The organism is Sphingomonas sp. S2-65, assembly GCF_021513175.1.
Classification (GTDB): domain Bacteria; phylum Pseudomonadota; class Alphaproteobacteria; order Sphingomonadales; family Sphingomonadaceae; genus Sphingomonas.
The window spans coordinates 2,811,086-2,836,477 of record NZ_CP090953.1 but is presented as its reverse complement, the minus strand read 5'-3'; the positions used below and the strand labels follow the sequence as shown (position 1 = coordinate 2,836,477).

The 25,392-nt window shown below is 66.7% G+C and carries 25 protein-coding genes; 12 read left to right on the top strand and 13 right to left on the bottom strand.

Annotated elements, in window-relative coordinates; genetic code table 11:
* Positions 1 to 207 precede the first annotated feature (207 nt).
* Positions 208 to 1,230 carry a Holliday junction branch migration DNA helicase RuvB gene (gene ruvB / locus LZ586_RS13380; RefSeq protein ID WP_235076776.1) on the bottom strand — a complete coding sequence of 341 codons (1,023 nt, stop codon included), beginning with the start codon at positions 1,228 to 1,230 and terminating at the stop codon, positions 208 to 210.
* Between the two features lie 134 nt (positions 1,231 to 1,364).
* On the opposite strand from ruvB, the gene LZ586_RS13375 reads away from it, so the two are divergent.
* Positions 1,365 to 1,793 carry a hypothetical protein gene (locus LZ586_RS13375; protein ID WP_235076775.1) on the top strand — a complete coding sequence of 143 codons (429 nt, stop codon included), beginning with the start codon at positions 1,365 to 1,367 and terminating at the stop codon, positions 1,791 to 1,793.
* On the opposite strand, the gene ruvA is transcribed toward LZ586_RS13375, so the two are convergent.
* The 5 genes from ruvA to LZ586_RS13350 all read right to left on the bottom strand — a co-directional run bounded on the left by ruvA (position 1,790) and on the right by LZ586_RS13350 (position 4,785).
* On the bottom strand, positions 1,790 to 2,383 hold the full coding sequence (ruvA, locus tag LZ586_RS13370; RefSeq protein WP_235076774.1) for a Holliday junction branch migration protein RuvA: 594 nt from the start codon (positions 2,381 to 2,383) through the stop codon (positions 1,790 to 1,792). The genes LZ586_RS13375 and ruvA overlap by 4 nt on opposite strands.
* A gap of 143 nt (positions 2,384 to 2,526) precedes the next feature.
* Positions 2,527 to 3,012, bottom strand: a complete 486-nt coding sequence (ruvC, locus tag LZ586_RS13365) for a crossover junction endodeoxyribonuclease RuvC (protein ID WP_235076773.1) — start codon at positions 3,010 to 3,012, stop codon at positions 2,527 to 2,529.
* A gap of 40 nt (positions 3,013 to 3,052) precedes the next feature.
* A complete protein-coding gene (locus LZ586_RS13360) occupies positions 3,053 to 3,796 on the bottom strand; it encodes a YebC/PmpR family DNA-binding transcriptional regulator (RefSeq protein ID WP_235076772.1) in 744 nt (247 codons plus the stop codon).
* 318 nt (positions 3,797 to 4,114) lie between these two features.
* On the bottom strand, positions 4,115 to 4,351 hold the full coding sequence (locus tag LZ586_RS13355; RefSeq protein WP_184088066.1) for a DUF2312 domain-containing protein: 237 nt from the start codon (positions 4,349 to 4,351) through the stop codon (positions 4,115 to 4,117).
* Positions 4,352 to 4,482: 131 nt separating this feature from the next.
* Positions 4,483 to 4,785, bottom strand: coding sequence for a DUF1244 domain-containing protein (locus LZ586_RS13350; RefSeq protein WP_235076771.1), 303 nt, complete (start codon positions 4,783 to 4,785; stop codon positions 4,483 to 4,485).
* A 72-nt stretch (positions 4,786 to 4,857) separates the two neighbouring features.
* Between LZ586_RS13350 and pyk the strand changes: the two genes are divergently transcribed.
* Complete coding sequence (pyk, locus tag LZ586_RS13345) at positions 4,858 to 6,324, top strand: pyruvate kinase (protein ID WP_235076770.1); 1,467 nt, start codon at positions 4,858 to 4,860, stop codon at positions 6,322 to 6,324.
* 60 nt (positions 6,325 to 6,384) lie between these two features.
* Here pyk and LZ586_RS13340 read toward each other — a convergent pair whose 3' ends face one another.
* Both LZ586_RS13340 and ykgO read right to left on the bottom strand, forming a co-directional pair.
* The gene (locus LZ586_RS13340) at positions 6,385 to 6,999 is read right to left on the bottom strand and encodes an HAD-IA family hydrolase (RefSeq protein WP_235076769.1); all 615 of its coding nucleotides are present in this window, start codon (positions 6,997 to 6,999) and stop codon (positions 6,385 to 6,387) included.
* Between the two features lie 5 nt (positions 7,000 to 7,004).
* Entirely contained in the window at positions 7,005 to 7,130 is a 126-nt protein-coding gene (gene ykgO / locus LZ586_RS13335) for a type B 50S ribosomal protein L36 (RefSeq protein ID WP_010543750.1), read from the bottom strand.
* 165 nt (positions 7,131 to 7,295) lie between these two features.
* Here ykgO and LZ586_RS13330 point away from each other — a divergent pair, with 165 nt between their 5' ends.
* From LZ586_RS13330 to LZ586_RS13320, 3 genes are read left to right on the top strand one after another with little or no spacing between them, the layout of a single operon-like run.
* Positions 7,296 to 7,910: a DUF4136 domain-containing protein gene (locus tag LZ586_RS13330; protein WP_235076768.1), complete on the top strand. Its 615-nt coding sequence runs from the start codon at positions 7,296 to 7,298 to the stop codon at positions 7,908 to 7,910.
* On the top strand, positions 7,907 to 9,025 hold the full coding sequence (locus tag LZ586_RS13325; protein ID WP_235076767.1) for a M14-type cytosolic carboxypeptidase: 1,119 nt from the start codon (positions 7,907 to 7,909) through the stop codon (positions 9,023 to 9,025). The genes LZ586_RS13330 and LZ586_RS13325 overlap by 4 nt, the downstream gene beginning before the upstream one ends.
* A complete protein-coding gene (locus LZ586_RS13320) occupies positions 9,025 to 9,483 on the top strand; it encodes a GNAT family N-acetyltransferase (RefSeq protein ID WP_235076766.1) in 459 nt (152 codons plus the stop codon). Before LZ586_RS13325 ends, LZ586_RS13320 begins: the two co-directional genes overlap by 1 nt.
* On the opposite strand, the gene LZ586_RS13315 is transcribed toward LZ586_RS13320, so the two are convergent.
* On the bottom strand, positions 9,480 to 10,337 hold the full coding sequence (locus LZ586_RS13315; RefSeq protein ID WP_235076765.1) for a type 1 glutamine amidotransferase: 858 nt from the start codon (positions 10,335 to 10,337) through the stop codon (positions 9,480 to 9,482). The two genes, LZ586_RS13320 and LZ586_RS13315, sit on opposite strands and share 4 nt — an antisense overlap.
* A 74-nt stretch (positions 10,338 to 10,411) precedes the next feature.
* On the opposite strand from LZ586_RS13315, the gene LZ586_RS13310 reads away from it, so the two are divergent.
* A complete protein-coding gene (locus LZ586_RS13310; RefSeq protein WP_235076764.1) occupies positions 10,412 to 10,660 on the top strand; it encodes a glutaredoxin in 249 nt (82 codons plus the stop codon).
* Positions 10,661 to 10,672: 12 nt separating this feature from the next.
* Here LZ586_RS13310 and LZ586_RS13305 read toward each other — a convergent pair whose 3' ends face one another.
* Positions 10,673 to 11,398 (bottom strand): dienelactone hydrolase family protein, encoded by a 726-nt coding sequence (locus LZ586_RS13305; RefSeq protein WP_235076763.1) that lies wholly within the window; start codon positions 11,396 to 11,398, stop codon positions 10,673 to 10,675.
* 74 nt (positions 11,399 to 11,472) lie between these two features.
* On the opposite strand from LZ586_RS13305, the gene gpmA reads away from it, so the two are divergent.
* The 3 genes from gpmA (at position 11,473) to LZ586_RS13290 (ending at position 13,939) form a co-directional block, all read left to right on the top strand.
* On the top strand, positions 11,473 to 12,159 hold the full coding sequence (gpmA, locus tag LZ586_RS13300) for a 2,3-diphosphoglycerate-dependent phosphoglycerate mutase (RefSeq protein ID WP_235076762.1): 687 nt from the start codon (positions 11,473 to 11,475) through the stop codon (positions 12,157 to 12,159).
* Between the two features lie 212 nt (positions 12,160 to 12,371).
* On the top strand, positions 12,372 to 12,857 hold the full coding sequence (gene purE / locus LZ586_RS13295; RefSeq protein ID WP_235076761.1) for a 5-(carboxyamino)imidazole ribonucleotide mutase: 486 nt from the start codon (positions 12,372 to 12,374) through the stop codon (positions 12,855 to 12,857).
* Positions 12,854 to 13,939 carry a 5-(carboxyamino)imidazole ribonucleotide synthase gene (locus LZ586_RS13290; RefSeq protein WP_235076760.1) on the top strand — a complete coding sequence of 362 codons (1,086 nt, stop codon included), beginning with the start codon at positions 12,854 to 12,856 and terminating at the stop codon, positions 13,937 to 13,939. The genes purE and LZ586_RS13290 overlap by 4 nt, the downstream gene beginning before the upstream one ends.
* A 496-nt stretch (positions 13,940 to 14,435) precedes the next feature.
* Here LZ586_RS13290 and LZ586_RS13280 read toward each other — a convergent pair whose 3' ends face one another.
* Together LZ586_RS13280 and LZ586_RS13275 are read right to left on the bottom strand one after the other, a co-directional pair.
* The gene (locus LZ586_RS13280) at positions 14,436 to 14,735 is read right to left on the bottom strand and encodes a hypothetical protein (protein ID WP_235076759.1); all 300 of its coding nucleotides are present in this window, start codon (positions 14,733 to 14,735) and stop codon (positions 14,436 to 14,438) included.
* An 11-nt stretch (positions 14,736 to 14,746) separates the two neighbouring features.
* On the bottom strand, positions 14,747 to 17,602 hold the full coding sequence (locus LZ586_RS13275; protein WP_235076758.1) for a M16 family metallopeptidase: 2,856 nt from the start codon (positions 17,600 to 17,602) through the stop codon (positions 14,747 to 14,749).
* A gap of 125 nt (positions 17,603 to 17,727) precedes the next feature.
* Between LZ586_RS13275 and LZ586_RS13270 the strand changes: the two genes are divergently transcribed.
* The 3 genes from LZ586_RS13270 (at position 17,728) to LZ586_RS13260 (ending at position 22,264) form a co-directional block, all read left to right on the top strand.
* Positions 17,728 to 19,278: a M20/M25/M40 family metallo-hydrolase gene (locus LZ586_RS13270; protein ID WP_235079813.1), complete on the top strand. Its 1,551-nt coding sequence runs from the start codon at positions 17,728 to 17,730 to the stop codon at positions 19,276 to 19,278.
* 66 nt (positions 19,279 to 19,344) lie between these two features.
* Positions 19,345 to 21,924 (top strand): ATP-dependent chaperone ClpB, encoded by a 2,580-nt coding sequence (gene clpB, locus LZ586_RS13265; RefSeq protein ID WP_235076757.1) that lies wholly within the window; start codon positions 19,345 to 19,347, stop codon positions 21,922 to 21,924.
* 103 nt (positions 21,925 to 22,027) lie between these two features.
* Complete coding sequence (locus LZ586_RS13260) at positions 22,028 to 22,264, top strand: hypothetical protein (RefSeq protein ID WP_235076756.1); 237 nt, start codon at positions 22,028 to 22,030, stop codon at positions 22,262 to 22,264.
* Positions 22,265 to 22,360: 96 nt separating this feature from the next.
* Here LZ586_RS13260 and LZ586_RS13255 read toward each other — a convergent pair whose 3' ends face one another.
* The gene (locus LZ586_RS13255; RefSeq protein ID WP_235076755.1) at positions 22,361 to 25,342 is read right to left on the bottom strand and encodes a TonB-dependent receptor domain-containing protein; all 2,982 of its coding nucleotides are present in this window, start codon (positions 25,340 to 25,342) and stop codon (positions 22,361 to 22,363) included.
* Positions 25,343 to 25,392 lie beyond the last annotated feature (50 nt).

Genomic DNA, 25,392 nt, shown 5'->3' with positions numbered 1-25,392 from the left:
CGCCGCTGCCTGGCGGCACCACCGGCACGTGAAGTTGAGGAAGTTGCGGTCCTCCGCACAAACTTCTCAACTTCACCCTGGCAGCCACCGGCGCGCGCGCCCGCGACAGCGGCCGGGCACACGCCCAGCCGCTTCCATGCAGCACCGGAAATCCTGTTGTTCAAGCCGAAAGTGCCTGCCCTGGCGGCACGGCGAAAGTGGCCGGGATCAGTCGAACAAGCCGTCCTGCCCGCCTGCCGGCGGGTTGAGCCCCAGATGCTTCCACCCCGCCGGGTTCAGGCAGCGCCCGCGCGCGGTGCGGGCGATCATGCCGATCTGGATCAGATAGGGCTCTATCACTTCCTCGATCGCGTCTCGCGCTTCGGAGAGGCCGGCGGCGAGTGTTTCCACCCCGACCGGCCCACCCTTGTAGATGTCGGCGATCATCGAGAGATAGCGCCGGTCCATGGTGTCGAGCCCGAGCGGATCGACCTCAAGCCGATTGAGCGCTGAATCGGCGGTGCGCGCATCGACGCTCTGGACGCCCAGCACATTGGCGAAATCGCGGACGCGGCGCAGCAGCCGCCCCGCAATACGCGGCGTGCCGCGCGAGCGCTTGGCGATTTCGTGCGCGCCATCGGCGGCAATGCCCAGGTCGAGCAGCCCCGCCGCCCGTGTCACCACGCGCTGCAACTCGTCGACCGTGTAGAATTGCAGGCGCACGGGAATCCCGAAGCGGTCGCGCAGCGGTGTGCTCAGCAGCCCCTGCCGCGTCGTCGCACCAACCAGCGTGAAGCGCGGCAAGTCGATCCGCACCGACCGTGCCGAGGGTCCGTCGCCGATCATCAGATCGAGCGCGCGATCCTCCATCGCCGGATAGAGCACCTCCTCGACCACGGGATTGAGGCGGTGGATCTCGTCGATGAAGAGGACGTCGCCGTCCTCCAAATTGGTGAGCAGCGCCGCCAGGTCGCCCGACTTGGCGATCACCGGGCCGGACGTGGAGCGGAAGCCCACGCCCATTTCCCGGGCGATGATCTGCGCCAGCGTCGTCTTGCCCAGCCCGGGAGGGCCAAAGAACAGGACGTGATCGAGCGCGTCGCCACGCGCCTTGGCCGCATCGATGAACACCCGCAGATTCTCGCGCGCCGCTTTCTGCCCGACGAACTCGTCGAGATGCTTGGGGCGAAGCGCTGCATCGACGTCCTCGGGGCGGCGGGATGCAGTGAGGATGCGGTCGGCGTCGGTCACCCATGTTCCCTAGCTGTTCGCAGCCGCCCCTGTCCATGGTTACGCACCTTCCCCATGCGGACTGACACGTATGCGCAGTGACCCGGAGGCGAGACGTAAACGAGCGGTTACCGTGTCTCGCCCAAGACTGGCGCATGAACCACATCGGCCTTGTCGCACAGATGCACCAGCACCACCGCGCGATCGCGGACTATACGGCGGAGGCCGACGCCCTGGTCCGCGCCGCCGAGCTCGATCCGGCAACGGTCAGCAACGCGCGCTGGCGCTTCGTTCGCGTGCTGACTGCCTATCAGGTGTTCAAGCACCAGCAGATCTTCGATCCCATCATGCAGAACGGGTCCCAGCTCGACGCCGACGCGGCCCGCCAGCTCAAGGCCGAGTGCATCATCACGACCGAGGCGTTCCGCAGCTACATCGCCAAATGGAGCACGTCGGGCATCGTCGGCCGCGAGGACGAATATCGCTGCGAGGCGCAGGCGATGATCCTGCGCGTGCGCACGCATATTGCCCGCGAGCGCCGGGGCGTTGAAGCGCTGTTCGCAAGGGGCACGCGCGCGGCTTAGGGCCGTGCCGCCTTCTTCAGCGCCAGCCGTACCAGCGCGTCGAGCGTGGCTGCGTTCCCCAGCTCGTCATTGGCGGCATTGACCGCGTTCGATGCCTCGGCCGGCTTGAAGCCCAAGTTGAGCAACGCCGATACCGCGTCGGCAGCCGCGCCCCCGGAAGGCACCGCCACCGGGCCGCCGCCGAGCACCAACCCTGCCTTGTCCTTCAATTCATTGACGATGCGCTGGGCGAGCTTCGGCCCCACGCCGTTGGCGCGGGCAATGGTGGCCGAATCGGCGCGGGCGACGGCGGTGCGCAGCTCGTCGGGCGCGAGGATCGACAGGATTGCGAGCGCCACCTTGGCGCCTACACCCTGCACGCTGGTCAAAAGCTTGAACCAGTCGCGCTCGTCGGCGGAGGCGAAGCCCATCAGCCGGATCGAGTCTTCCGACACCAGCATTTCGGTATGCACCGTCACGAACTCGCCGGCCGCGCCGAGCGCGGTCAGCGTCTTGGCGGAAGCGCCGACCAGATAGCCGACGCCGCTCACGTCGATCACCGCATAGTCGATGCCCGTGGAAGCGAGCCGTCCGTTCAAATGCGCGATCATCGGATGGACAAGCTCCCCGAAGTTTAGAAAAGTTCAGCCCATGCGCGAGCCGGCCTGCTTCGGCGCACCTGCCGGCCCGGAGCCGCAGCGCTTCCGCTGGTACGTAAGCAGAACATCGCCGTGTAGGAAAGCGAAAACGCGGCTCACCCGCGATGGCGAGCGGAGGCCAGGTGATGCGCGTGGCAGATCGCGACGGCAAGCGCGTCGGCGGCGTCGGCTCCGGCGATCTTCACGCCGGGCAGCAGGCGCGAGACCATGGCGTGAACCTGCGCCTTGTCGGCGGCGCCGGTGCCGACAACTGCCTTCTTGACGATGCTCGGCGTGTATTCGCCGACATCCAACCCGGCGCGCGCGGCGGCGCAGATCACGACGCCGCGCGCTTGGCCGAGCTTCAGCGTCGATTGGGCGTTGCTGTTGACGAACACCTCCTCGCACGCCGCCGCCTCCGGCGCATGGTCTAGGATCACCGCGGCCAGCATCGCGTCGAGATGGGCGAGCCGGCGCGCGAGCGGCGCCTTGGTGTCGGTCTTGAGCTGGCCGTTGGCGAGGTGGCTGAGGCGATTGCCCTCGGCACGGATGATCCCCCAGCCAGTGGTGCCAAGGCCGGGATCGAGGCCAAGAAGGATCATGAAGAGATCCTCCCCGAGCTTGCCCCGGGGAGGCGTGGGATCAACCCAGCTTCTCCATGACTTCGTCGGAGACTTCGTAATTGCCCCAGACGGTCTGGACGTCGTCGTCGTCGTCCAGCGCGTCGATCAGCTTGAACAGCGTCGCCGCGTCATCGGCGTCGACCGCAACCATGGTCTGCGGCTTCCAGGCGAGCTTGGCGCCTTCGGCTTCGCCGAGCACCGGCTCGAGCGCCTTCGCGACTTCGTGGAGCGCGTCCTGCGCGGTCCAGATCTCGTGGCCGTCCTCCGAGCTGGTCACGTCCTCGGCACCGGCTTCGAGTGCGGCTTCGAACACCTTTTCCGAATCGCCGACGCTCTCGGGATAGGTGATCAGGCCCATGCGGTCGAAGCCGTGGCTCACCGATCCGCTGGCGCCCAGATTGCCGCCGTTCTTCGACACCGCGACGCGCACGTTGGTGGCGGTGCGGTTTCGGTTGTCGGTCAGCGCTTCGATGATCAGGGACACGCCGCCGGGGCCGAAGCCCTCATAGCGGATTTCCTCGTAATTCTCCGCGTCGCCGCGCGACGCCTTGTCGATCGCGCGCTGGATGTTGTCCTTTGGCACCGAAGCCGCCTTGGCCGCATTAACCGCCGCACGCAGGCGCGGGTTCATGTCGGGATCGGGGGCGCCCATCTTGGCCGCAACGGTGATTTCGCGGCTGAGCTTGGAGAATGCCGCCGAGCGCTTCTTATCCTGCGCGCCCTTGCGGTGCATGATGTTCTTGAACTTGGAATGGCCTGCCATTGCGCTCTCGTGTGAATTCGGTGGTTGCGTCTCTAGGACAGGCGCGGGGCTGCGGGCAATGGCTGGGGTTCTTCTTTGGTTCACGCGAAGGCGCGAAGACGCGAAGGGTTTTGAAGGTTCGCGCAGAGGCGCAGAGAGCGAAGAGGCGTTTCCCCGCCGCGTCAGCGGCAGGAACTTCATCGCGCTAGAAAGCATGCCGGTGACGCGGCGGGGGCGTTAACCGGGAGAACGACATGTCTGCGCCCTCTGCGCCCTCTGCGCGAATGCCAGTTCTTCGTACCTTCGTGCCTTTGCGTGAAGCAATCGGCCGCCCGAAGATCAGATGCCCAGTGCCTGCTTGTAGGTTTCCAGCAGCATGTCCGCTTCGTCGCGGTGATGCTTTTCCATGCGGCGCAGGCGGATGATCGAGCGCATCGTCTTCACGTCGAAACCAGTCGACTTGGCTTCGCCATAGACGTCCTTGATGTCGTCGGCGATGCCCTTCTTCTCTTCCTCGAGCCGCTCGATACGCTCGATCAGGAGGCGGAGCTGTTCGGCGGAAATCGAATCGGACATGGGGCTTACTCCGTGGGTCTGGCGCCAGCTCGCAGGACGGGCACGCGAATCACGCGAAACCCCGGCGGACGGCGATGAAGATGGAAGCGGCGCGCTTAAAGGAGGCTCGCGCCCCGCTCAAGCCCCACCGCTCACGGATGGTGCTGGTTCAGCGCGACGCTCGCCTTCATCCGCGACAACTGCTCGGGCGTCGCCTCGCTTTGATACTTCGCCTTCCATTCCGCCGCGGGCATGCCGTGGATCAACTCGCGCGCCTCGTCGCGGTTCATCGCGCCGTCGGCTTCCATGACCCAGTCGGCCAGGCAGTTACGGCAGAAGCCTGCCAAACCCATCAGATCGATGTTCTCGGCGTCGTTGCGGTGCTGCAAATGAAGCACCAGCCGGCGAAACGCCGCCGCAGCCGTGGCATCATCCAGCGTGTCGAGCGTCGCCAAGGGAAGTCTCCATAGTTGATCCTTGAGCAATAGAGGTTAGAGGCGTGCGCGCACAAGGCGAGGAGCATTTATATGATACAGGCCGTCAGCCCCCGTTCCCGGAAGGTGCGCGTGCTCGCGACGCTGGGCCCCGCCAGCAACACGTTCGAGATGATCGAGCGCCTGTTCGACGCCGGTGCCGACGCGTTCCGCGTCAACATGAGCCATGGCGATCAGGCATCGAAGGTGCCGGTGATCGAGGCGATCCGCATGCTCGAAACCTCACGCGGGCGCCCCACCACGATCCTCGCCGACCTTCAGGGCCCCAAGCTGCGCGTCGGCAAGTTCGCCGAGGGCAAGGTGATGCTGGCGACCGGTCACGAGTTCGTGCTCGACCGTGACCCGGCGCCGGGCGATGCCACGCGCGTTCAGCTCCCGCACCGCGAAATCTTCGAAGCCGCGCACGAGGATGCCCGCCTGCTGCTCGACGACGGCAAGATGGTGCTGCGCGTGACTTCGGCCAGCCATGACCGGCTCGTCACCCGCGTCGAAGTCGGCGGAAACCTGTCCAATTCCAAGGGCCTGAACGTGCCCGACATGGTCCTGCCGCTCGCCGCCCTGACCGAGAAGGACCGCAGCGACCTCGCCTTCGCGGTCGAGCAGAATGTCGACTGGATCGCGCTGAGCTTCGTGCAGCGCCCCGAGGATCTGATGGAAGCCCGCCGGCTGATCGGCGGCAAGGCCGCACTGCTTGCCAAGATCGAGAAGCCCAGCGCGATCACTCGGCTCGAGGAGATCGTCGAGCAATGCGACGGCGTGATGGTGGCGCGCGGCGACCTGGGCGTCGAGCTGCCGCCGCAGAGCGTGCCGCCGCTGCAGAAGCGCATCGTTGAGACCGCGCGGCGGATGGGCCGCCCGGTGATCGTCGCGACCCAGATGCTCGAATCGATGATCGACTCGCCCTCGCCCACCCGCGCCGAGGTGTCCGACGTCGCGACCGCGGTGTATGACGGTGCCGACGCGATCATGCTGTCGGCCGAGAGCGCCGCGGGCCAGTGGCCGGTTGAGTCGGTCGCGATGATGAACTCGATCGCCGACGCCGTGGAGCGCGATCCCGCGCATGGCGAGCGCGTCCACTTCACAGTGACCAAGCCCGATCCGACCACCGCCGACGCACTGGCCGAGGCCGCGAAGAACATCGCCTGCACGGTATCGGCGGCGGCGATCGTGTGCTTCACCAGCTCGGGATCGACCGCGCGGCGGATTTCGCGCGAGCGGCCGACGGTGCCGATCCTGGTGCTGACGCCTCGCGTCGAGACCGCGCGGCGGGCGGGCCTGCTCTGGGGCACGCACGCCGTCAACACGCGCGACGTAGGGTCCTTCGAGGAGATGGTGGCCAAGGCCAAGCGCATGGCGCTGCGGCACAATCTGGCAGTAGCGGGCGACCGCATCATCGTCACCGCCGGCGTCCCGTTCGGGACGCCTGGCTCGACCAACGTGCTGCACGTGGTGACGATCCTCGGCGACGAACTGAAGAACTATGAGGGGCGGGAGGCGTAAGCTTCCCGGTTCCTGTTTGGGTTCTTCGTCACCCCGGCCTCGAGCCGGGGTGGCCGATGATCAGTGCAACAGCCCCAGCCGCACCAGTTCCGCGCGGAATGCGGGGGCGTCGGTGAACAGCACCGCATGGATGCCCATCGCCGCGGCGGCGTCGATGTTCGCCGCATTGTCGTCGACGAACACGGCTTCACCCGCCGCAAGACCGAAGCGGTCCAGGGCGAGGCGGTAAATGGCAGGATCCGGCTTCACCAGCTTCTCGTCGCCCGAGACGACGATGTCGCGGAAGCGGTCGAAGAGCTCGCGATGGTTCGGCACCCACTCGCGCCAGAACTCGCCGGAGAAGTTCGTGATCGCGAACAGCGGAACGCCAGCCGCGTCGAGTTCCTCGACGAGCTTGGCCATGCCCGCAATCGCCGGGCCAACGCTTTCGTTGAAGCGCGGGCCCCAGGCGGCGATCAGCTCGCGATGATGCGGATACAGCGCCGCAAGCTCCGCCGAAGTCTCGGCGAAGGGACGTCCAGCATCATGCTGGAAATGCCACTCCTTGGTGACAACATCCTGCAGAAACGCGTCGAGCGCCTGACCGTCTTCGATCAGGCGCTCGTACAAGAACCGCGGATCCCAGGAGAAAAGCACGTTGCCGACATCGAAGATGACGGCGCGCGGCTTCTCCATGCGAATCAGCCCTGGCGGGCCTTGAAACGCTTCTGGGTCTTGTTGATCACGTAGATCCGGCCACGGCGGCGGATCACGCGGTTGTCACGGTGCCGCCCCTTGAGCGACTTCAATGAATTCACGATCTTCATGACCGATTCGCTTCTCAAACTAATAGGAATGCCGAAAAAGAGGCGCCCGCCTATAATCCGAGGCCCGCGAAGTCAAGTTGCCCGGCCCCGGCGCGGGAACGAGTCAGCGCGGTCGGGGTTGGAGTCTGCCGAGACGTTCCGCTCTCGAAACAGGAGACTTCGCCCGTGACCAAGCCGATCCGCCTTGCCGTTGCCGCCGTCGCCGCGACGCTGCTCGCGGGCTGTGCAACCACCCCCCGCCAAGGGCCGGTGGACGTCACGCGCTATCATCTGGGCCAGCCGATGGAGCGCACCACCGTCGCCATCGAGCCGCTGACCGGCGGCGGCGTGATGATGGGCCCTGAGTTCCAGACCTATGCCGGAGCCGTCGGCACCGAACTGGCGCGGCTGGGTTATGTCCAGTCCACCAGCAGCATGCCGTCTGCCTATATCGCGGTCGTGTCGTTCCGCTATGGGCCGCGCGGCACGATCCGCCAGCAATCGCCCTTTTCGATCGGGCTGGGCGGCGGCGGCTTCAGCGGCGGACGCGGCGGCGGCGTCGGACTGGGCGGCGGCGTGAATCTCGGGCTCGGCGGCAAGACGCGCGACGTGATCGGCACCGAGCTTTCGGTGCAGCTGCGCCGTCGGTCGGACAACAGCACGATCTGGGAAGGTCGCGCGATCACCGAATCGGTGAGCGGCACACCGGGCAGCGACCCGCGCGACCAGGCGGCCCGCCTGTCGCGCGCGCTGTTCAGGGACTTCCCAGGCGAGTCCGGGGTGACTACCACGGTGAAATGACCGTTCACATCAACGCCGCGTTCGACAGCGGCAACATTCGTCTGGTGCGCATCGAGGGAGACCGCGTCGATCTGGAGATCGCCGCGGATCACCTGTCCGACTTCTACCAGTGGTTCCACTTCCGCGTGGCCGGCGCCAAGGGGCGGACGCTGACCTTCCGCATCCTCAATGCTGGCGGCGCAGCTTATGCGTTTGGCTGGCCAGGATACGCCACGCGCTGGAGCACCGACCGCGAGGCGTGGCGAACGACCGACACCAGCTATGCCAACGGCGTGCTGGAGTTCACCCGCACCATCGACAGCGACGTGATCTGGTTCGCGTATTTCGCGCCATATTCGATGGAGCGACACCACGATTTGGTCGCGCGGATCGCGGCGCAGCCCGGCGTGTCGCACCGCCAGCTCGGCACCAGCCTGGACGGACAGGCGATCGATTATCTGAGCGTGGGCGAGGGTCCCAAGCAGATATGGTTCTATGCTCGCCAGCATCCCGGCGAGACGATGGCCGAGTGGTTCATGGAAGGGCTGCTGGAAAAGCTCACCGACGCCGACAATGCGAACGCGCAGGCGCTGCGCCGGAAAGCCACGTTCCACCTGGTGCCCAACATGAACCCGGACGGGTCGCGGCGCGGGCATCTGCGCACCAATGCCGCCGGCGTGAACTTGAACCGCGAATGGCATACGCCCACGCCCGAGCGCAGCCCTGAAGTGCTGTGCGTGCGCGCCCGCATGGACGAGACCGGCGTCGACTTCGCGATGGACGTGCACGGCGACGAGGCGATACCCGCCAATTTCCTGGCAGGATATGAGGGCATTCCCAGCTGGACCGACGCGCATGGCGAGAAGTTCTACGAATATGGCCGCCGCCTGGCGGCGCAGACGCCCGAGTTCCAGCTCGATCTGGGTTATGAGAAGTCGAGCCCCGGCACCGCCAACCTGTCGATGTCGACCAACCAGCTTGCCGAGCGCTTTGGCGCTGTGGCGATGACGCTGGAGATGCCGTTCAAGGACCATGACGCCAACGCCGACCCCGAGTTCGCCTGGTCGCCGGCGCGGTGCAAGGTGCTGGCGCATGCCTCGATCGACACGCTCGCCGGCATGATCGACGAGATCTGATGGAAGTCCGGGAGGGGGGCCTCGACTATCCCCAGGTGGTGGCGCTGCTGCAGCTGCATCTCGACAGCATGCGCGCCCACTCCCCTCCCGACAGTGTCCACGCGCTCGACACCAGCCGCCTGCAGCAACCGGACATCCGCTTCTGGGCGGCGTGGGACGGTGCGCAGTTGCTCGGCTGCGCGGCGCTGCGGGAGGTCGACGCGGCGCACGGCGAGATCAAGTCGATGCGCACTCACCCGGAGCATCTGCGCCGCGGCACCGGCGCCGCGTTGTTGCGCCACATCCTCCAGGTCGCGCGGGAACGGGGATATACCCGGCTAAGCCTGGAGACCGGCACCGGGCCCGCCTTCGAGGCAGCGCACGGGCTGTACCGGCAATTCGGCTTCACCGACTGCGCGCCGCTGGCCGGCTATCCGGCGGCCGATCCGTTCAGCCGGTTCATGACGCGGGTGATCTAGCCTCTCCCGCGCCGAAGACGCGTCGGCCTCACCAGATGCTCGATGAAGTTGCGGAGCTCGCGGGTGCGCTGCCCGGGATCGGTGACCTGGTCGTCCAGGCCGAGCCGCCAAGCCAGGTCGGCGCGTTCGGGCTCCTCGTGAAGCGCATCGACTTGCGCCGCGAGGCCGTCGATATCGGCTTCGGTCCTTGCCAGCCCGCATTCGAGCAGGTCGCTCGCCTGGCGCCGCAGCGCCGCGGCGACTTCGCGCAGCGATATCTCGGGATGGTACTGGACGCCCCAGAACACGCCTTCGCCGCAGCGTATCTCGGCAGCCTGGACGGCGGTCACGCGATTGCCGGCGAGCAGGGTTGCGCCTTCGGGGAGTTGTTCGACTTCGTCGGTGTGGATCGCCGGGGCATCGTAGCTGGGCGGGCGGCCTGCCAGCAGCGGGTGGCTGCGGCCCGCCTCCGTCGCGGCCAGGCGACGGGCGAAGCCGGCCTCGCGGCGCTTGCCCATCGAACGGACCTTGCCGCCCGCGGCGACGCAGGCGACCTGGAGCCCCGCGCAGGAGCCGAAGGATGGCGTACCCGACGCGAAGACCCTGTGCATGAAGTCGATCTGCCGGCGCGCCTCAGGACTGTCCTGCCACAAATGCAGCGGCGATCCGGTGAGGAACACCGCGTCATAGCCGGTGAGCGTTTCGCGGCTGGGTATTTCGGCGCGGCTGTCGGTGGGCTTCAGCCGGTCGCACTCCGCGCCGGGGGCCAGCTTGTGCAGAACCGCCAGATAGGTTTCGCCCGAACTGCGGCCGACACTTTCCCTGCGCCTCTCGCGCGCTTCGGGCGGCTCGCATTCGGCGACAAGAAAGCGCATCGGCTAAGTTCCTGAAATCGTGGTTTTAGGTGGGTTGGGCGGAACGCCTCCACGGCCTGATAAGTTGCGCATCCATGACTGAAGAACGAAGCGCGACGCTGCACCGGATGGTGCTCCCCGACCATGTCTGCCCCTTTGGCGTGCGCGCCAAGGAGATGCTGGAGGAGCATGGCTTCCAGGTGGACGATCACCATCTCACCACCCGCGACGAGGTCGAGGCGTTCAAGGACGAGCACGGCCTGACGACCACGCCGCTGGTGTTCATCGGCGAGGAGCGGATCGGCGGGTGCGACGACCTGCGCGCCTATCTGGCGCAGCAGTGACGCGCGGGTAGATCAGCCGAACAATTCCTCCAGGAACGCCGTCATCGCCGCCCAGCTGCGGCGGTCGGCGCGCGGCTCATAGGCCAGGTTCGGGTTGGCCCCGCCCTTGCGGTCGACATCCGTGAAGGCGTGGCCGGCATGGCCATAAGCGTGGAGCTGCCAGTCGGCGCCGCTGTCGGTCAGTTCCTGCGCGAGCGCCACCGTCACCTCGGGTGGCGCAATCGGGTCGTTCCAGCCATGGCATAGCAGCAGCTTGGCGGTGATCGGCGAGACATTGGCATAATCGGGTCGGTCGTAAACGCCGTGGAACGAGACGCCGCCCAGGATCGGCAGCCCGGCGCGGGCCATGTCGAGGACGCACTTGCCGCCGAAGCAGAAGCCGATCGCCGCGGCCTTGCCCGGATCGGCCTGGGGCAGCGCGGTCAGCGCCGCGAGCGAGGCGGCGAGCCGGTCGCGGAGCAGTGCGCGGTCGGCGTTGAGCGCATTCATATACTCGGCGACATCGTCGGACTGGTGCGTCTTGCGCCGGCCCTGGCCGAACACGTCCGCGGCAAGCGCGACATAGCCGAGCCTGGCTAGATCCTCGGCCTTGGCGTTGTCGGCTTCCTTCTGCCCCAGGACATTGGGCACGACCAGCACGGCGGGGCGTGGGCCCTCGACCGCGTCGTCCCATGCCGCGACGCCCTCGAAGGGGCCGCCGGGGCCGTCATAGACCATGGTCTGCCGCACGATCGCCATTGTCACCACTCCGCCAGCTTGCCCGCCCCGCCCCAGCCGCTAAGGACCTGCCCAAGTCATTGCAAGGAGGTCCCATGCCCAAGCTCGTCCTGATCCGCCACGGCCAGTCGTCGTGGAATTTGGAGAACCGCTTCACCGGCTGGTGGGACGTCAACCTTACCGAGCAGGGGGAGCAGGAAGCCTGGGCCGCGGGCGAGCTGATGAAGGAGAAGGGGCTCGACTTCGACCTGACCTTCACCAGCTTCCAGACGCGTGCGATCAAGACGCTCAACCTGGCACTGGAGGCGATGGGCCGACTGTGGCTGCCCACCGAAAAGGACTGGCGGCTGAACGAGCGGCATTATGGCGGGCTGACCGGCCTCAACAAGGCCGAGACCGCGGCGCTGCACGGCGACGATCAGGTCAAGATCTGGCGCCGCAGCTTCGACGTGCCGCCGCCGCTGCCCGAAGAAGGCTCGGCCTGGGATCTGGCCAAGGACGAGCGCTACAAGGGCGTGGCGATCCCGCAGACCGAGAGCCTGAAGGACACGATCGCGCGGGTGCTGCCGTACTGGGAGGCGCGCATCGTGCCGGAGATCCGCGCGGGCAAGCGGGTGCTGGTCTCCGCGCACGGGAATTCGCTGCGCGCGCTGGTCAAGCACCTCTCGGGGATTTCGGACGACGAGATCACCGGGCTCGAAATCCCGACCGGGCAGCCGATCGTGTACGAGCTGGACGAGGCGCTAAAGGCGACCGATCGCTATTATCTGAGCGAGCGGTAAGCTTCTAGATCCTCCCCGATACGGGGAGGGGGACCGCGCCCGCAGGGCGTGGTGGAGGGGGAGCGCCACAAGCGTCCTCCGATGTGGAGAGCCCCTCCACCAGCCTGCGGCTGGTTCCCCTCCCCGTTTCGGGGAGGATTTGAAGAGGGGGAGGATTGCCCTCCCCTTCCTCCCCCACTAACAACCCACGCTTCCGCAAGCACGGGGACAGCATGTCGGACGCACCTCTAGTCGGCATCATCATGGGCAGCACCTCCGACTGGGAGACGATGCGCCATGCCAGCGAGACGCTCGACGCGCTGGGCGTCGCGCACGAGACCAAGGTGGTGTCGGCGCACCGCACCCCGCAGCGGCTGTATGATTATGCGACGGGCGCCGTGGACCGCGGACTCAAGGTCGTGATCGCCGGCGCGGGCGGCGCGGCGCATCTACCGGGCATGGCCGCCGCGATGACGCATTTGCCGGTGCTCGGCGTACCGGTGGAGTCAAAGGCGCTGAAGGGTGTCGATAGCCTGTACTCGATCGTGCAGATGCCGGGCGGCGTTCCGGTGGGCACGCTGGCGATCGGCAAGGCCGGCGCGATCAATGCCGGACTCCTCGCCGCCGCGATCCTGGCGACCAGCGACGACGCGCTCGCCGAGCGGCTCAAGGCCTGGCGCGCGGCGCAGACCGACAGCGTCGCAGTGGATCCCCGATGAGCGCGCCTTCAGCACTCCTGCCGCCCGGCTCGACGATCGGCATTCTTGGCGGCGGCCAGCTCGGGCGGATGCTCGCGGTAGCGGCGGCGCAGCTCGGCTACCGCACCCACATTTTAGCGCCCGATGACGAAAGCGTCGCGGCGCAAACCGCTTCCAGCTTCACCCGCGCGGATTATCATAGCCGCATCGTTCTCGACGAGATGGCCGCGCAGGCCGACGTCGTCACCTATGAGTTCGAGAATGTCGCTTTGGGGCCGGTGACCTATCTCGCCGGCAAGGTGCCGGTGCGGCCGGGCGCCAAGAGCCTGGAGATCGCCCAGGACCGCGCGCGTGAAAAGGCCTTCGTCGGCGATCTGGGCGGGCGCACCGCTCCCTGGGCGCTGGTGACGACGCGCGAGGAGCTGCTGGACGCAGTCGCGACGATCGGCGCGCCGGCGATCCTCAAGACGCTGCGACTGGGCTATGACGGCAAGGGCCAGGTCCGCATCCACGATGCCGCCGATGCCGAAGCCGCTTGGGCCGAGATCGGCGAACGTCCGGCGATCCTGGAGGGGTTCGTCGAGTTCAGCCACGAATTCTCGATCATCACCGTGCGCGGGCTCGACGGATCGCTGACCAGCTATCCGCCGCCGTGGAACGAGCATCGCGACGGCATCCTGGCGCGATCGACGCTGCCCGCGCCTGCCGAAATCGCGCGGCACTGGACAGAGGCGGCGGCACTTGCCGGGCGCGTCGCCGATGCGCTCGATCATGTCGGCGTGCTGACGCTGGAGTTCTTCGCCACTCCAGACGGCCCGGTGTTCAACGAGATGGCGCCGCGCGTGCACAATTCGGGGCACTGGACGATCGAAGGCGCCGAGACGTCGCAGTTCGAGAACCATATCCGCGCGATCTGCGGGCTGCCGCTGGGATCGACGGCACTCACCGGCACGCGCGTGGAAATGGGCAACCTGATCGGCGACGAAGCCGATGACTGGGCGGCGCTGCTGGCCGAGCCGGGCGTGCATCTGCACCTGTACGGCAAGGGCGATGTCCGGCCCGGGCGGAAAATGGGGCATTGGACGCGGGTGGTGCGCAGCTAAAGGCTATATTCGGGCGGGGCAGCGTTGGCGTGGGACAAGGAAGAAGCAGAGACCCCGGGGTGACGGCATAGGAAGGTGAAGGTACCAGAGCTCAGCTTCCTTATAGGCTACTCTCCCACTGTCACCCCGGCCTTGAGCCGGGGTCCCGCTTCTTCTGCTTCAGGCGAGTGTGTAGAATAGATCGCGCCACTCCGAGTTGCCGAGTTCGATCAGGGCGAACTTCCACTCGCGTTGCCAGCGTTTATCCGCTTCTTATGGGCTATGGTGATGGACGCGGGCCGCGATGTCGGCCGTAACGCCGACATACATCGTGCCCCGGTAGCGGTCCGCCATGACGTACACCCAGCCGCCATGCCCCATCGGCACAGGAAGAAAGAAGCGGGACCCCGGGTCAAGCCCGGGGTGACAAGAAACCGTGCGCCCGGAACTTCGCACACACCAAAAAGGCCCGCCTCCTTTCGGAAGCGGGCCTGATCGTTTCAGGGCTGAGCGAAGCTCAGGCGCGGGTGCCGGTGATCGGGAAGCTGCCGAACGCGCCCGCGGTCACGGTGCCGTTCAGATTGTCGCCTTCCGCCGTGGCTTCCACCGTCAGGCTCATCGGCATCGGCACGGTGATGTCGAGCGTGAAGGTCAGCGTGTCGCCGTTGACCTTGCCGTCCTTGATGTCGGTCGTGCCGAGGCCGCCCGAGAAGGTGCCGGTGAAGCTGTCGCCGTTGCTCTGGACGCTCAGCGTCGCCTGCTGATCACCCATTGGCGACTTGGTCACCGTGTTCCAGTTGCCGTCCACGTTCGCCATGCTTCTCTCCATTATTTCGATGCGGCGGTGGCGGAGGTCGCCAGCGCCGCTGCGGGAACCACCTCGACAGGCAGGCCGAGGCTGTCAAGCTGCGGCTTCACCTTCGCGGCGTCGCCCACCACAACGTAGACGAACTTGTTCGGGTCCAGAGCCCCGCGTGCCGCAGCGTCGAGCTGCTGCACGGTCATGGTCCGATATTTTTGCGCGACGGTGTCGTAGAAATTGTCCGGGCGGTGGCGCAGGTCGTTTTCCTGCATCGCGCTCAGCACCGCGCCCGAGGTTTCGAAGCGCCCGGCAAGCTCGCGAGTCGTGCCGTTGATCTCGCGCGTCAGCTCCGCTTGAGTCACTCCCTTGGTCGTCAGGAAGCCGCGCACCTGCTCCTGGATCGCCTTGATCGAATCGCCGGTGCGGTCGGCCTGGACCGGCGCGCTGATGGTGTAGGGCACTGCCTTCTCCATCCAGCCATAGCCGCCGCGTGCGCCGTACGACCAATGCTTGTTCTCGCGCAGCTCCATGTTGATCCGCGACAGGAAGCCCGAGCCGAGCACCTGGTTCGCGGTGAGCTGCGGCAGCAGCTCGCTCGCGGGATCGAGCGCAGTCATCTGGCCCGCCATGATCAGCGACTGGGGCGAGTCCGGGCGGTCGATCAGCAGGATCTTGGGCGCGGCCTGACGGGCGGCGACGGTGAACGCCTTCGTGCCCGCAGGTCCCTGCCCCTGCCAATTGCCGAAGCGGGCGTCGAGCGCCGCCTTCACCTCGGCCAGCGGGCGATCGCTGACGACGTAGATCGTCGCCTTATCGGGGCGGATCCAGGCGCGGTAGAAGGCGACCAAGTCGGCGCGAGTCAGCGCCTTGACCGCGGCAGGGTCGCCCGAGCCGGCGGCGAGCTTGGCGTAGGGATTGCCCTTGCCATAGATCAGCGGCGGCAGCGCGCGGCTGGCCAGGCCCTGGGGGCTCGTCAGCTCCTGGGCGATCCCGGCCAGCATCTGCGCTCGCACCCGCTCCACCTCGGCGGGGGCGAAAGCCGGGTTGCGGACCACATCGGCGAACAGGTCGACCGATCCGGCGAGGTTGGCGCTGGGCGTGCCGAGCGTCAGATAGGTCCGGTCGCTGGAGCTGCCCGCACTGATGCTGGCGCCCAGCCGCTCGCGCGCTTCGGCGATCGCGATCGAGTCCTTGGTGGTGGTGCCTTCGTCGAGCAGCGACAGAGTCAGCCCTTGGGTGCCGAGCTTGTTGTCGGGATCGGCGACGATCCCGGCGTCGAAGCTCATCGCCACCTGCGTGATCGGCACGGCCTTGCGCTGGGCATAGACCAGCTCGATGCCGCTCGAGAGCTTGGTGCGGCTGACATCGGGGAAGTCGAGGTCGGTGACCGCGGCGACATCGGGCAACGCGCCGCGCGTGCCATTGACCGGCTCTGCCTGGGCGGCGGGAGCTGCGGGCTTAACCGCGACCGCCTGGGCCTCCTGATACCCCTCGCGCTGGCCGTTCTCGACGATGATCGTGAGTGCCGGGCGCGTCAGCCACTTGGCGCCGGCCGCCTTGACCTGGGCCGGAGTGACGCGGGCCATCGCCTCGAGCTGCTTCTTGAAGAACAAAGGATCGTTCGAATAGAGCTCGCCCGACGCCAGCGCCACGGCCTTGCCGCCGAAGCCGCCGACCGATTCCAGGCCGGCGATGCGCTGCGACACGTTGGTGGTGGCGACCCGCTGGACTTCGTCGGCGGTGGGACCGTTCTGGATCAGGTCGGCGAGGATCTCGTCGAGACGCTTGCTGACGACTGCGGCATCGACCCCGGGCTTCACGATCGCCTGCACGGTGAACATGCCGAGCTGCGACATCGACTGCACCCCGGCCGAGACCTGGACGGCGGTCTTGTCCTTGCGGACCAGCGCGTTGTCGAGCCGCGAGCTGGCAAGGCCGCCCAGCACTTCGCCGAACACGTCGAGCGGCACGGCCTCGGCATCGTTGAGCCCAGGCACCGCCCAGCTCTTCATGATCATGGTCGCAGCGACGCGGTCCTTCATCGTCACGGTCTTCGCCTGCGCCAGCGTCGGCACGGTGGTCGCCGGGAGACGGCTCTCAGGCCCGGCCTTGATGCCACCGAAATACTTCTCGACCAGCGGGCGCGCTCTCTTGGCGTCGATGTCGCCGGCGAGCACCAGCACGGCGTTGTTCGGGCCATAGTGCGAGCGGAACCAGTTCTTCACGTCCTCCAGGCTAGCAGCGTCGAGATCCTCCATCGATCCGATGACGTTGTGGCCATAAGGCGTGCCGCCGAGCAGCTCCTCGAGCACCTTGTAATAGACCAGGCCATAAGGTTGGTTGTCGCCCTGACGCTTCTCGTTCTGGACGACGCCGCGCTGCTCGTCGAGCACGCTTTGGGTGATCGCGCCGAGCAGATAGCCCATGCGGTCGCTCTCGAGGAACAAGGCGCGGTCGAGCGCCTGCTTGGGGACGGTTTCGAAATAGTTGGTGCGGTCGAAGCTGGTGGTGCCGTTGAAATCGGTGGCACCGACCTGCTTGAGCGGCTCGAAGAAGTCGCCGGGAGCGTTCTCGGAACCGTTGAACATCAGATGCTCGAACAGGTGCGCGAAGCCGGTCTTGCCCTGGGGCTCGTGCTTGGAGCCGACATCGTACCAGGTCGAGACCGCGACGATCGGCGCCTTGCGGTCGGTGTGGACGATGACCTTCAAGCCGTTGGCCAGGGTGAAGCTTTCATACGGCACGTCGACCTGCTTCACCAGCGTGGCGACCGGCACCGGCTTGGCCGTCCCCGCCTGCGTCTGGGCGGTGGCGGCGGGTGCGAGCGTGGCGGTGGCGAGCGCGCAAGTCGCGGCGCTGCAGAACATCAGAAACGGCTTCATCGGAAATCCCCCGGGGACGTGTGATGCCCGAGCATAACAGGGGGCGTTGCGTCCGCAAGCTTGCGGCCCGGGATTTTGCGGCTAGCCTGAACGTCCCGCGTCGTGCCGGAGACATTTTGTTGCGTGTGCCTGTCCTGCTCGTGCTTCTGCTCGGCCTTGCCGCGCTCCCCGCGGCGGGCCAGCAGGCGCCGGCGTTCAGCGCCGACGCCGTCCGCAAGCACGTCGAGTTCCTCGCCAGCGACCAACTCGAAGGGCGGGAGGCGGGAAGCGACGGATACGAAATGGCCGCGCGCTATGTCGCCGAGCGATTCGCGGCGCTGGGGCTGAAGCCGGGCGGCAGCGACGGCGGCTGGTACCAGCAAGTGCCGATCGCGCAATTCGAACTGGACGAGGCCAAGCCCGCATCGGTGACGGTGGGAGCCAGGCGCTTCCTCAACCGCGAAGACGTGCTGATCGCGCCGACCCCGCGCTTCGGGAGCAAGACCCAGGCCGTCGAGGGGGCCGCGGTGTTCGTCGGGCGTGGGATGGAGGCGGACTATGCCGGGCTGGACGTGCGCGGCAAGTTCGCGGTCGCGCTGCTCGGCGGGAGCGGCAACAAGGTACGGATCGCCGCCCGCCAGGGCGCGCTGGGACTGATCCAGCTGGTGACGCCACAGGACGAGACCGACCGCTTCCGCTGGGAGGCATCGGGTAGTTATCTGCTGCGGGCCAGGACCGAGTGGCTCGGGCCGGATGGCAATCCGGGGGATGCCGGCCCGGGGCTGCATGCCAGCGCCTATGTGAAGGGCGCGGCGGCGCGGGCGTTGTTCGCCGGCGCGCCCGGCTCCGCCGACCAGGCCTTTTCCGGCGCGCGAGGCTTTGCCTTGGCGCAGCGGGTACGCATCGAGCGGACCAGCCGAGTGAAGCTGCTTCGCAGCGCCAACGTGCTCGGCCTGCTTCCTGGGTCGGACCCCAGGCTGGCCGGCGACTATGTCGTGCTGAGCGCGCATCTGGATCATGTGGGACGCGACCACGGCCGCAAGGGCGACCAGATCTTCAACGGCGCCATGGATAACGCCGCCGGCGTCGCGACAATGCTGGAGGCCGCGCGGGCCTTTGCCAAAAGCGGCGTGCGCCCGAAGCGGTCGATCCTGTTCGCCGCCCTCACCGCCGAGGAGAAGGGGTTGCTGGGGTCCGATTATCTGGCGCGGCACCCGGTAGGCGGCGGCACGGTGGTGGCGGACGTCAACCTGGACATGCCGATCCTGCTCTACGACTTCCAGGACGTCGTGGCGTTCGGGGCCGAGCACTCGACGCTGGGGCCGATCGTCGCCCGGGCCGGCGCGAGCATGGGCGTGGCGCTGTCGCCCGATCCCATGCCGCAGGAGGGGTTCTTCGTCCGCTCCGACCATTACAGCTTCGTCAAACAAGGCGTGCCGTCGGTGTTCCTGATGACCGGGTTCAAGAACGGCGGCGAGGCGGCGTTCCGGAGCTTTCTGAAGACGCGCTACCACCGCGTGTCCGACGAGGCCGGTCAAGGGCTGAACTGGCAGGCCGGAGCCAAGTTCGCGCAGCTCAACTACCGTATCGCACGCGAAATCGCCGATGCCGCGGAGGCGCCACGCTGGTATTCGGGCAACAGCTTCGGCGAGCGCTACGCCAAGGGCTCACCCAAGGCTCCGCGGCCAACGAACTGATCCGATCCGACCCTTGTGTGGCCAAATGGCAACACTACCTTCACCCGGTAACCAATAGGGGGACACATGAACCTCGAGAAATTCTCCGACCGCGCCAAGGGCTTTCTTCAGTCGGCGCAAACCGTGGCCATCCGCATGAGCCATCAGCGGATCTCGCCCGAACATCTTTTGAAGGCACTGCTCGAAGACGAACAGGGCATGGCATCGGGGCTGATCCAGGCTGCGGGCGGCGACGCACGCCGCGCCACTGGAGAGACCGACGCGGCACTGGCTAAGATCCCCGCCGTCAGCGGCAGCGGGGCGCAGCAATCGCCTGGGCTCGACAACGATCTGGTGCGGACGCTGGACACGGCCGAGCAGGTCGCCGCGAAGGCAGGCGACAGCTTCGTCACGGTCGAGCGGATGCTGCTGGCGCTGACGTTGGGCTCGACAACTGCGGCGGGCAAGGCGTTGGCGGCTGCCGGCGTGACGCCGCAGAACCTGAACGCCGCGATCGACAAGCTGCGCGGCGGGCGTACCGCCGACACCGCAGGTGCCGAGGACCGCTACGACGCGCTCAAGAAGTTCGCCCGCGACCTGACCCAGGCCGCACGCGACGGCAAGCTCGATCCGGTGATCGGCCGCGATGAAGAGATCCGCCGCACCATCCAGATCCTGGCGCGCCGCACCAAGAACAATCCGGTGCTGATCGGCGAACCGGGCGTGGGCAAGACCGCCATCGCCGAGGGCCTGGCGCTGCGCATCGCCAATGGCGACGTGCCGGACAACCTCAAGAACCGCACGCTGATGTCGCTCGACATGGGCTCGCTGATCGCCGGCGCCAAATATCGCGGCGAGTTCGAGGAGCGGCTGAAGGGCGTGCTCGACGAAGTGAAGGCCGGCGAAGGCGACATCATCCTGTTCATCGACGAGATGCACCAGCTGATCGGCGCGGGTAAATCGGAAGGCGCGATGGACGCCGGCAATCTGCTCAAGCCGGCGCTGGCCCGCGGCGAGCTGCATTGCATCGGCGCGACCACGCTCGATGAATATCGGAAGTATGTCGAAAAGGACCCGGCGCTGCAGCGGCGCTTCCAGCCGGTGTTCGTCGGCGAGCCGACGGTCGAGGATACGATCTCGATCCTGCGCGGCCTGAAGGAGAAATACGAGCTGCACCACGGCGTGCGCATCACCGACGCGTCGATCGTCAGCGCGGCGACCTTGTCCAACCGCTACATCACCGACCGTTTCCTGCCCGACAAGGCGATCGACCTGATGGACGAGGCGGCGAGCCGCATCCGCATGGAAGTCGAGTCGAAGCCCGAGGAGATCGAGAATCTCGACCGCCGCATCATCCAACTCAAGATCGAGCGCGAGGCGCTGAAGAAGGAAACCGACGCCGCGTCCAAGGATCGGCTCGCGAACCTTGAGGCCGAGCTTGTCAGCCTGGAGGCGCAGTCGGGCGAACTGACCGGACGCTGGCAGGCGGAGAAGGACAAGATCAACGCCGAAGCACGCGTCAAGGAGCAGCTGGACGCGGCCCGGATCGAACTGGAGCAGGCGCAGCGTGCCGGCGATCTCGGCAAGATGGCCGAGCTGAACTACGGCACCATCCCGGCGCTGACTCGCCAGCTAGAGGAGGCCCAGACCACCACCAAGGACGCGATGCTGCGCGAGGAAGTCACGGCCGAGGACATCGCCGGAGTCGTGGCACGGTGGACCGGCATCCCGGTCGACAAGATGCTGGAGGGCGAGCGCGAGAAGCTCCTGCACATGGAAGAACAGCTGGCCAAGCGCGTGATCGGCCAGGCCGACGCGGTGAAGGCCGTGGCCACGGCGGTGCGGCGCTCGCGCGCGGGCCTGCAGGATCCGAACCGGCCACTGGGATCGTTTCTGTTCCTGGGGCCAACGGGCGTCGGCAAGACCGAACTGACCAAGGCGCTGGCCGAATTCCTGTTCGACGATCCGAACGCGATGGTGCGGATCGACATGAGCGAGTTCATGGAGAAGCACTCGGTCGCTCGACTGCTCGGCGCCCCTCCGGGCTATGTCGGTTATGAGGAAGGTGGTGTTCTAACCGAAGCGGTTCGCCGCCGGCCGTATCAGGTGGTGCTGTTCGACGAAGTCGAGAAGGCACATGGCGACGTGTTCAACGTGCTGCTCCAGGTGCTCGACGACGGACGTCTGACCGACGGGCAGGGCCGCACGGTCGACTTCTCGAACACGATCATCATCCTGACGTCGAACCTCGGGTCGCAATATCTGACCAACCTGGCCGACGGGCAGAAGGTCGAGGATGTCGAACCCCAGGTGATGGACATCGTCCGGGGCCATTTCCGCCCCGAGTTCCTCAACCGGCTGGACGAGATCATCCTGTTCCACCGGCTGGCTGCCGACCATATGGCGCCGATCGTCGACATTCAGGTCGGGCGCGTGGCGAAGCTGCTCAAGGACCGCAAGATCGGCATCATCCTGAGCGACGCCGCGCGGGCTTGGCTGGGGCGCGTGGGATACGATCCCGTCTATGGCGCGCGGCCGCTCAAGCGGGCGGTACAGCGTTATCTGCAGGATCCGCTCGCCGACCTGATCCTGCGCGGCGATGTGAAGGATGGATCGACGGTAACGGTCGACGAAGGCGATGGGGCGCTGAAGCTCAGCGTCAGCTGAGCGGCGCCTCGGGATCGTCGAGAGGGAGGCGAGGCTGCAAGCGCAGCGTCTTGCCTCCCCTCCTCTACTGTGGGACGCTGACGCCAGTTCCACGGAGGATCCGATGATTGGCTTTCTTCTTCTCGCCGCCGTTCAGACGACGGCATCCGCAGCACCCGCGACACCGCCCGACGCTCCGAAAATGCGATGCCGCAGCTCCTTCGAGACCGGCTCCAACGTCAAGAAGAAGCGGGTCTGCCATACCGACGCGGAGTGGCGCGCGCTGGACCGCCGCGACGATATCGAACTGAACCGCATGCGCGATCGCACGCCGGTCAATTCGCAACGCCCTGTGGGCTGAACGGGATCCGGCCGCGCCGCGGCGCAGTTCGGAAGCCGAACGAAAAAGGGGCGGACCTTGCGGTCCGCCCCTCTTCGTTTGGGCTTTAAAGCCCGATCAGAACTTCAGCTTCGCACCGAACGCGAAGCGGCGGCCCAGCGCGTCGTAGGTCGACGGATAGGTGTTGCCGCTGTTGAACGAGGTCGAGCCGATGGTGTTGCCGACGAGCGGCGGATCACGGTCGAACAGGTTCGTGACAGTCACGGTCAGATCGAAATTGTCGGTCGCCGCGAAGCGAGTCGCCAGATCGAAATAGTGCGCCGCCTTGATGTGGCGGAACTGCTCCGCGGGCGGATCGGTGTCGGCGTTGTTGTCGCCAAGCAGCTCCTGAACGGCAAGCGGCTCATAGTCCATCTTGTCGACATAGCGCCACAGCAGCGAGAGATCGATGCCGCCGAAGCCCAGCGTGGTGCGCTGGTTGAAGCTCCACTTCGGCTGGATCGAACCCCGGAAGTTGATGCCGGCACCCGGGCTACCGCAGCTGTTGCTGTAATAGCCGACGCATTCACGCTCGACCGACGCCGGGGTCGCCTGGAAGCGCGACGAGTTGGTCCAGTTGCCCGAGAAGTTGAGGTCGAGCTTCGCGAAGCCGATATCGCGGCGATAGTTGACCGTCAGGTCGACACCGTCGGTGCGGATGCGGCCCGAGTTCGAGTAGGGCAGCGGCACAAAGGCTGCGGCCGTACCGAACAGGCCACCCGTGGCCGGATTGCGCCGGATCGCGGTGCAGGCCGGGTTGGTGGCGCTGAGACCTGGGTTGTTCGCTTCGAGGAAGCAGGCGTTCAGCGCATCGCCGAACGACGGCTGGCTGATCGCGTCGTCGACCTTGATGTTGTAGTAATCGGCGCTGATCGTCAGGCCCGGCACGAAGTCGGGATTGATGACGAGGCCCGCGGTCCAGGTCGTCGCCTTTTCCACGCCCAGGTTCAGGTTGCCGCCGCTGCGGTTGTTCGGCTGGGCCGAAGGTTCCGCCTCGATGTTGCCGATCGACGATGCCGGTGCGCCCTGGGCGATACAGATCGCGCGGAGCTGGGCGTTGGTCGTCGGCGCGGAGCCCTGGCAGGGGTCGCTGGCGAAGTTGTCGAGGCCGGTGATCTGCGGGCTGAACAGCTCGCTGATGTTGGGCGCACGTGCCGCCTTCTGGTAGTTGCCGCGGACCTTGAGCCAGTCCGTGGGCTCCCAGTTACCGCCAGCCTTCCAGGTCCAGTTGGTGCCCGCCGTCGAATAGTCCGAATAGCGTGCGCCCAGTTCCAGGGTCAGGTTGTGGAAGAACGGCCGGTTCTGGATCAGCGGGGCGATCAATTCGGCGAAAGCTTCCTTGACGTTATACTCGCCGCGCGAGTCCGGGTTCGCCGCGCCGGCGCCCAGCACTTCGTCCGGGGTCTGGCTCGACAGGTCGGACGTGCTCTCCGCGGTGTAGCGGCGATATTCGGCACCGACGGCAAAGCCGACGGCGTCGGTCGCACCCGGGCTGACCAGGCCGAAGTCGCCCGACAGAACCGCCCGCGCTGCACCCAGCGAGGTCTTGGTCGCCGAGGTGGTCGGGATGTTCAGGTACGCGAACTGCGCGGGCGTGATCGAGCCGGCAGCGCCGAACAGGTTGAGCGGAACGCAGGCCGGATCGCCGTTGAAGCAGCTCGTGGTGTTGCTGGCGAGCAGTGCCGCCTGAACCCGCGATGCCAGGCCCTGGCCGGTGCTGCGCGAGGTGTTCTCGCTCTCACCATAGCTGCCCGACACGTCGAAGCTGAGATGCTCGCTCAGGTCGCCACGCACACCGACGCGACCCTGGAACAGCTGGGTCGTGTATTCGGAGATACGCGAGCCGCCTTCCACGAAACGACGCGACAGCGCGGCCGAGAAGGTATCGGTCGCAGTGACCGGGGCGCAGTTCACGCCCGTGCCGGCGCACTGCGCCGCACGCTGCGCAAGCGCTTCGTTGCGGATCGCGGTCGGCAGATACGGGTTGCTGAAGGGGATGGCGAAGGTCAGACCGAACGTGCCCGACGGCGCGATCACGGTCGAGACCTTGGTCTTCGAGAACAGGCCTTCGCTATACGCTTCGATGCCGTCGGCGAGCTCGTAGCGGCCGTTCACGAACAGGCTGTAGCGCTCGAACGGGGTCTGGAAGACGTTGTACGGGTTGAAGTTGAAGAACGCGTAGGTCGGAACCAGCGCCCCGGTCGCCGGATCGAGCTGGCGGGTGCCCAGGCCGTTGCCCAGGTTCATGCGGATCGGCACGGTGGTGCCCGAACCGGCCTGATCGCCGCTGACCGAGTCGACCTGGAAGATCGAGATGTCGCGGTCGCCCTGGTAGACCGGCTTCGCCTTCTGATAGCCCAGGCTCACGGTCACATTGCCGCGGCCGTCTTCCAGGTTGGCGCCCATGGTCAAATCAGCGCGGAAGACGTTGCCGTCACCACGCTCGGTGATCTGCTCGGAGGCGTTGAGCTCGACGCCGGAGAAGTCCTTGCGGGTGATGAAGTTGACCACGCCCGACACCGCGTCGGCACCATAAGTGGTGGTGGCGCCGCCGGTCAGCACGTCGACGCGCTCGAGCAGTGCGAGCGGGATGACGTTCAGGTTGACCTGGCCGTTGAAGTCGGCCGGCACCAGGCGCGAGCCGTTGAGCAGCACCAGGTTGCGCTGAGGGCCAAGGCCGCGAAGATCGACGAACGACGAGCCGCCATTGCCGTTGTTCACCGACGAACCGATGCTCGGAACCACGCCCGGCAGCGAACGCAGCACCTCTTCGGCCACGTTGCTTTGACGCAGCGTCAGTTCTTCCTGGCCGATCACGTTGACCGGGCTGGATGAGGTGAGGTTCGGGTTGCGGATCAGCGTGCCCGTGACGACGACTTCGTTGCCGGTCTCGGCCGCTTGGTCCTGCACCGCCTCAAGGGGGGCCACCGTGGTCTGCGGTTCTGCGGTGGTGGTGGTGTCCTGCGCGAAGGCAGGGCTGACGGACAATGCGGTCGCGAGCACCAGCGCGGAAAGCGCCGTACCGCAGCGCAAGCCGTGCGTGATTTGAGTTTGGTTCATCTTATCCCTCTTTAGTTTCCAACCGGCGCCTGAGGCTGCCGGAAAGTCTC